7 protein-coding genes are annotated in these 6699 nt (G+C 61.1%); 4 read left to right on the top strand and 3 right to left on the bottom strand.

The features are described from left to right. Positions 1-431, top strand: a 431-nt coding sequence (locus tag RLDS_RS31260) for a LysR substrate-binding domain-containing protein (RefSeq protein WP_021224460.1), incomplete at its 5' end; no start/stop codon positions are given. A 256-nt stretch (positions 432-687) separates the two neighbouring features. Here the strand turns inward: RLDS_RS31260 and wrbA are convergent. After that, positions 688-1290, bottom strand: a complete 603-nt coding sequence (gene wrbA / locus RLDS_RS31255; RefSeq protein ID WP_020818767.1) for an NAD(P)H:quinone oxidoreductase — start codon at positions 1288-1290, stop codon at positions 688-690. A gap of 649 nt (positions 1291-1939) precedes the next feature. Between wrbA and RLDS_RS31250 the strand changes: the two genes are divergently transcribed. The 3 genes from RLDS_RS31250 (at position 1940) to RLDS_RS57365 (ending at position 3951) form a co-directional block, all read left to right on the top strand. Continuing rightward, positions 1940-2878: a LysR family transcriptional regulator gene (locus RLDS_RS31250; protein ID WP_020818768.1), complete on the top strand. Its 939-nt coding sequence runs from the start codon at positions 1940-1942 to the stop codon at positions 2876-2878. 216 nt (positions 2879-3094) lie between these two features. Beyond that, entirely contained in the window at positions 3095-3523 is a 429-nt protein-coding gene (locus tag RLDS_RS31245) for a DoxX family protein (RefSeq protein WP_021222964.1), read from the top strand. 65 nt (positions 3524-3588) lie between these two features. Then, positions 3589-3951 carry a dioxygenase family protein gene (locus tag RLDS_RS57365; RefSeq protein ID WP_062121841.1) on the top strand — a complete coding sequence of 121 codons (363 nt, stop codon included), beginning with the start codon at positions 3589-3591 and terminating at the stop codon, positions 3949-3951. Between the two features lie 217 nt (positions 3952-4168). Here RLDS_RS57365 and istB read toward each other — a convergent pair whose 3' ends face one another. Both istB and istA read right to left on the bottom strand, forming a co-directional pair. Next, the gene (istB, locus tag RLDS_RS31240) at positions 4169-4978 is read right to left on the bottom strand and encodes an IS21-like element helper ATPase IstB (RefSeq protein ID WP_020818758.1); all 810 of its coding nucleotides are present in this window, start codon (positions 4976-4978) and stop codon (positions 4169-4171) included. After that, on the bottom strand, positions 4978-6483 hold the full coding sequence (gene istA / locus RLDS_RS31235; RefSeq protein ID WP_020818759.1) for an IS21 family transposase: 1506 nt from the start codon (positions 6481-6483) through the stop codon (positions 4978-4980). Before istA ends, istB begins: the two co-directional genes overlap by 1 nt. Between the last annotated feature and the right edge of the window lie 216 nt (positions 6484-6699).

Below are 6699 nucleotides of genomic sequence, written 5' to 3'. Positions count from 1 at the left end.
TCTATGTCGCACTTCCGGTCGAAGACAACCTTGCTCATGCAACGTCTCTGAGGCTTCCCGATCTTATCGGGCGTTCGCTCATCCTGTTCCCATCCGGAAATCGGCCGAGCTTCGCAGATGCTGTTCTGAGCGCCCTGTCGGCTGCAAGCGTCAATCTTGTTATCGGCGCCGAAGCGGAGGATCAAACATCGGCGCTTGCGCTCGTGTCGATCGGCTCGGGTATCTGTATCGCTCCCGAAGCGGTCACGAGCATCCGCATGCCTGGCGTAACCTTCGTCAGGCTGGCCGAACCGAACATCACATCGCCAACCCACTGTGCCTATCTCAAGGCGAACACGACCCCGATCCTCTCCGCCTTCATGCGAAGCCTCAGCGACAAGAAGCCGGTCAAACGCGCCCAGGAGCCCCGAAAGGTCGGGAAGAAGCGCTAAGGTTCCCACGGGACTCACGCCACCTCCGGTATTTTCTGGTCGGGGTTTGTGTAGATTTTTCCGCGACGGCCGAGCGGCCGATGTCGGGCAGCATGTGGTGTTCATGCCCCTCGCCTATGCCGGCGCATCATCACCTGTCGTTTCCAGCTGGCGGGTATCCGTCCACGCGCTGAGCGCGATCGTTTCGCCGTGATTACCCGCCAGCTGTCTAACGCATCTACCCTGAGAAGCATCGACAGGCCCCTCAGGACCGTGCTCAGGCCGCCGCTTGCTTCCGTGCAACTTCCGCGACGAACTTCCCCTGCAGCGATGCTAACTCCAGCTCATTGGTGGAAGGCTGGCGTGAGCGATCCGGCGCAGCAATCGTCGACGCGCCATACGGGGAACCGCCGGTGATCTCGTCAAGGCGCATCTGACCCTGCGCGGTATAGGGAAGTCCAACGATGATCATGCCATGATGGAGCAACACCGGAATACTTCCAAGGATCGTCGATTCCTGCCCACCATGTTGCGTGCCGGACGACGTGAAGATTGACCCCACTTTTCCGACGAGTTTACGCTCATACCAAAGCCCGCCAGTCTGATCGAGAAACGCCTTCATCTGCGCCGGCATGGTGCCGAAGCGCGTCGGAAAGCCGAGGATGATGCCATCATACTCGGCAAGCTCATCGACGGTCGCGATGGGGGCTTTCTGGTCAAGCTTAAAGCCATTTTTTTGCGCGATCTCTTCCGGGGTCGTCTCCGGAACCCGTTTCACGATCGCCTCCACGCCGACCGACCGGATACCTTCGGCGGCGGCATAGGCCATCTCCTCTATATGACCGTGAGACGAGTAATAGAGGACAAGCACCTTGGTCATTGTTGATTCCTTATTGGCGGGCCGGGAGGATGCCGCGGCACTGGTTTGAGCAGACGCCTCGCGCAACAATCCCAACACGCGCACAATCGATCGAAGCGTCATTGTCGTTCTGCCTTATCTACTCGCGCCGGATTGCAGCGCTCGAAGCGCCACCCGTAGGCCTGCAGGCAAGCGCGCCAGGCCGCTTCCATACGGTCCGGTTTGCCTCTGACGGCAGTTCATCAGGGTGTCGCCTAAGCTAACAATCGCCTTTCAATGGGATAATCCCACCGAGACGGAGTTCTGCTCTCACCAGAGGTACGAAGACACTTTCTTGCGCCCGATAGGTGGCAATGAGACCGGTCGCCGATCACTCCAGCTCGCCCCTTGAGATTAAGCAGCCGCCCAGCTTGCTGTTCGGCGGGTCGGACGCATTGACGATCACGCAAACTCCCTTGCGATCGCAATTGCAGGAAATTCTCTCCGCACAGCACCTCATCATCGAGCCGGACGGTGCGAGACCATTCGACCCGCGACCCCGCCCCCAGCGTCGCTTCACTCGGGCACGAAAGTTACCTCACACCGGTGGAGCGACCTTATTCATTGTAAGGCGAGGCATAATTTCTTACCTAGAGCGAAGATTTGACACCATCAGTGTGAGGATAGTCGCTTGCTCGATAGGTTCCAGGGGATTCAGGTCCTGCTTAAAGTCGTCGAGCTGGGCAGCTTGTCGGGTGCAGCTCGGGCTTTGGACATGTCGCCGACCATGGCGACCAAACATGTCGCTGCTATCGAGCAGCGGCTCGGCGTGCGGCTTCTGCACCGCACGACACGCAAAGTGACCCCGACTGAAATCGGGCGCACTTTCGTGCAAAACGCGGAACGCATCATCGCCGAACTTCAAGAAGCGGAAGCCGAAGCGGCAGCCGACAAACTAGTGGTGCGGGGACTGCTCAGGGTCAATGTTCCGGTTTCATTCGGCACAAGCGAAATCGCGCCCATTTTGAACGACCTTTCCAAAGCTCACCCAGACCTGACAATCGATCTTGGCGTGAACGATCGTCTTGTCGATCTCGTGGAGGAAGGATGGGATCTCGCCATACGTATCGGACGACTACAGGACTCGCCCATGATTGCGCGCCGTCTCGCGCCTTGTCACATGGCGGTCTGCGCATCGCCGGCATATCTCAGAAAACACGGACGCCCCAAGACGGTAATCGATCTCGGCGATCATCGCTGCCTTGGCTACACCCTGTCCCACGCTGTCGGACCCAGTTCGTGGAGTTTTGGAAGCAACGGCGATATCAAGGTGCCTGTCTCGGGGCCGCTTCGCGCCGGCAACGGCGACGCACTTGTCGCAGCGGCCATTGCCGGTATGGGGATCGTCTACCAGCCCACATTCATCGTTGCCGATGCCGTTGCAGATGGTCGGCTCGAAATTCTCGAACTCGACCATCCTCCGTTCGATCTCGGCAACATCTACGCAGTGTACCCTCCGAACGAGCATCTCCCCGCGAAGGTGCGCGTCTTCATTGATTTCCTTATCAAGCGTTTTGCTGGCACCCCACCGTGGCAGCGACGCATCGATCAGACAACCGACAGGAACTGATCGCTCGCTTCGGTTCACACTGGCGGTGTGATAACGCCGCACATTTTTGCAGATTATCGCGAGGTGGGAAGCAGATTACCTGTCACGGCATCGGCGGAGACGGCTCCGCCCGCCGCTAAGAGCTAGCCGAGCAAATCCAGTTCGGAACTCCACGGCGACAGACATCGCAACCGACGGCAATGCCTTTGTCATCGGTCGCGTCGATGGAGCGATGCTATGAAAGTCCACACCGGAATGATCGGTGCCACGGTGCTGCGTGCCGCCCTTGGCGGCCTCTTCCTCGCACATGCAGGCATGAAGATCTTCGTGTTCACGCCGGCCGGAACGGCGCAATTCTTCGAGTCGGTCGGCGTACCAGGGTTCATCGCTTATCTGGTGATGACAGCGGAAACGCTTGGCGGAATTGCACTGCTCCTCGGCATCTATCCGCGCATCGTGGCGCTGGGCCTTATCCCAATCCTGCTCGGCGCGATTGCAACGGTGCATGCCGGCGCCGGCTTCTTCTTCAACAATCCCAATGGGGGTTGGGAATTTCCTGCCTTCTGGGCGCTCACCCTCATAGTCCAGGCTCTGATCGGCGATGGGCTCTACGCATTGAAGCCGACACCGCTTCCTGGGACCGTTATCAACCCTGCGATCACCTGAAGCTGCTCTCCGCCCGCAGCCCGTAATGCCATCCCCGTATAAACTCTCTTCTGGCGGTTCAATCGATGCTCCCAAGCATATTCATTAGCCACGGTGCTCCAAGCCTTGCGCTTGGCGACAGTCCGGCGCGGTCGTTCCTCGAATCTCTGCCCGCGCTTCTCCCCTTTCGACCGACCGCGATCCTGATCATATCGGCGCACTGGGAAGAGAGTGTTGTGACCCTCAACGGCCTCGACCGACACACTACAATTCATGATTTCGGTGGCTTTCCTGACGCACTTTACGAGATGCGTTACCCGGCTCCGGGATCTGCCCATCTGGTCGAGCGCGTACGCTCCCTTCTGCACGAACAAAGCATACCGAGTGCGGCAAACGAGTTTCGCGGCTGTAGCGCGACGATTACGGAGTCCGGTCGGCGTCAATTTTGATGGCCGATAGGTGGCCGCGCCGGTTGGTGAATTCTGGCTACCATTTGCTGTTGCGAGGAGCAACCGTCGAGCGACAATTACGACGCTGGGTAATTGTCGCTGGCGCTGGCCGGAAGCGAGGGTTTGAAGCGCATGGGATGGTTGGCATGTAATTGCCGCTGGCGACAATTACCCGTTGCCTCAGCAAGGGTGCTCCCGAGCGCGAAGCCAGCGACAATTATGATGGCCGGTCCGGGGCGCCATTGGGCGGGTCGTAATCGCCGGCGTTGATGCGGGCGACGGCGGAACGCTTGCGGTAGCTTTCGCCGTTCATCTCGATGATGGTCGAGTGGTGCACGAGGCGGTCGATCGCGGCGACAGCCATGGCGGGATCAGGGAAGACGTTGTCCCATGCCGAAAATGGCTGGTTGGCGGTAATGGCGAGCGAGTGGCGTTCGTAGCGGTGGGCGATGAGCTCGAACAAGGCGCTGGTTTCGACCTGGTCCTTGCGGACGTAGGACAGATCGTCGAGCACGATGAGATCGAACTTGTCGAGCTTGTCGAGCATGGCGGGCAAGCTGAGGTCGCGGCGCGCGGACTGGAGCTTCTGGACCATGTCGGTGGTGGAGCAGAACAGGACGCGCCGCCCCGTGTCGATGAGGGCATGGCCAATGGCGGCAACTGCGTGCGTCTTGCCGGTCCCGCTCTGGCCGAACAGCAGCAGGTTGCCGCCGTTCTCGATCCAGTCGTCACCGGCGGCGAGGGACAAGAGGTGCGGTTTGCGGATGCCGGGGGCGGCGTCGAAATCGAAGGTGGCGAAGGTCTTGCCTGCGGGCAAGCCGGACTGGTCGCGATGGCGCTGGATGCGCCGGGAGGAGCGATCAGCCATCTCGATCTCGAGAAGCGAGGCCAGCAGGTTGGCGGCCGGCCAGCCATCGCGATCGGCGGTGTCGGTGAGGTGCTTCCAGTTGCGGTTGATGCTCGGCAGGCGCAAGGCCTTGAGCAGGGTAGGCAGTACGGCGGCGGCCTGATCCTTGGTGCGGGTCATCAGTGCACCTCCCCGCTGGCGATCAGGCTGTTGTAGCTGTGCAGATCGGGTGGCGGGATAGCGACATCGCGCTGCGATCTTGCGGTTGGCAGGAACTCGTCCCTGAGCGCATCGACATCGGGCAAGCGCCCGCTGTCGAGAGCCTCATCGATCCGCCGGGCCAGCACGTCGACACAGTCGCCCCTGGCGGCGATATCGAGCAGCGCGACGGCATCGCGGCAGGCCTGCCGTCCATCGAGTTGGGCATCGAAGGCTTGCCAGGCCCGCCGGTAGGCGTGATCGGGGAAGAGGGCTTCGCGGTAGACGAGGTTGCGCAGTGCACCGGGCTTGCGGCGCAGGTTACCGATCATGTGCCGGAAATCGATGCTATGCCCCCGGTGGGGATGACTGATCCGCACACGCGGCGTGGACATTACCCTGTCTGGACCGAGGAAGAGCTCGATGCGATCGTCAAAGAGATGCGCGTTGAGGCGCCGTCCGACGAGGCGGGAAGGCACCGAATAGGTAACCCGATCGATGGCGACGGTGCCGTTGCGGGTGACATCGACGGTGACCATGGCGAAATCGGTGGTTCGCCTTGCGGGCAGCGCCTTGAGTACCCTGCGTTCTGCATCGATGCGCGCAGCATGTCGCCGGTTCTGTCTGGCGACCTGCGCCTCAACGAACTCGCGCCAGGCCTCGATGCTAACGAAATCGCGGCTGCCCCGCCGGCGTAAGGCCTGATCGAGCCGTCGCTTGAGATGGGCATGGGGACCTTCGATCGATCCGTTCTCGTGCGCCTCGCCGCGGTTGTTGCGGGTAGCAAGCATGCCGTAATGACGACACAGCTCGTCATAGCTTCGGGTGAAATCCCGCTGCGCATCGGCGTTGAGGTTTTTGTAGGCGGCTGACAGGGAATCGCTGCGGTGTTCGGCCGGCGCACCGCCCAGCTTCCACAACGCATCCTGCAGGTGCTCCGAAAGGGCGGCAAAGCTCTCCCCGCCCAGCACGACAGCCGCATGCTCCCAGCCACTCGCCGCCAAGCGGAAGTGGTAGAGGCGATAGGCCAGGGTCTCGCCGGCAACAGTGACCTTGAGACTGTCGCATACCGTGAAATCCGACAGGCCCTGCCGACCGGGCTCATGATGCTGCGGGAAGAAGATCTCCTTCTCGCCGCCGTGCAGTGCCCGCCAGCGGGCGATCCGGCGTTCCAGTGTTCGTCGTATCGCATCGGGAACAGCATCCTCGCCGAACTCGTCCTGGAGCGTCTCGAAGACCGTGACGGCAATGATACCGTCGATCTGGAGCAACTCCTCTATACGTGGCCAGAATGGCTCGAGCGGATCGGCGCGGGTGCGCCAGTGGCGCTCCTTCTTCTTCTGGGACGGAAGCTGCGGATCGTTCTCGATCCGGCGTGCGCTGCGTTCGCTGATACCGGCCTTGGCAGCCGCGACGGCCTGGGTGTGTTGGCGACGATGGGTCATGAAGAGAAATACCTGCTGATCGGAAATGTGGTGGCCCGGCATCGCAAACCCATCGCTCGTTGTTCGATGAGTGTTCCGATACCACCGCCCGCCACAGCCCCGATCTGCCCCCCGAAAGAAGGGGAAAAAGATCGCCACCGGTTGTCTGGTCCGCTCTCCGGTCGGGGCTGCGCCCCTCCCTACGATCAGACCAGACAACCGATCCTACCGGCCATCATAGTCGCCGCTCAACCGGCCATCGTAGTTGTCGCCGCGCAG

The sequence above is a fragment of the Sphingobium lactosutens DS20 genome, from assembly GCF_000445105.1.
Taxonomy (GTDB): domain Bacteria; phylum Pseudomonadota; class Alphaproteobacteria; order Sphingomonadales; family Sphingomonadaceae; genus Sphingobium; species Sphingobium lactosutens.
The sequence above is the reverse complement of the archived record's forward strand: the minus strand, read 5'-3'. Positions and strand labels throughout refer to the sequence as shown.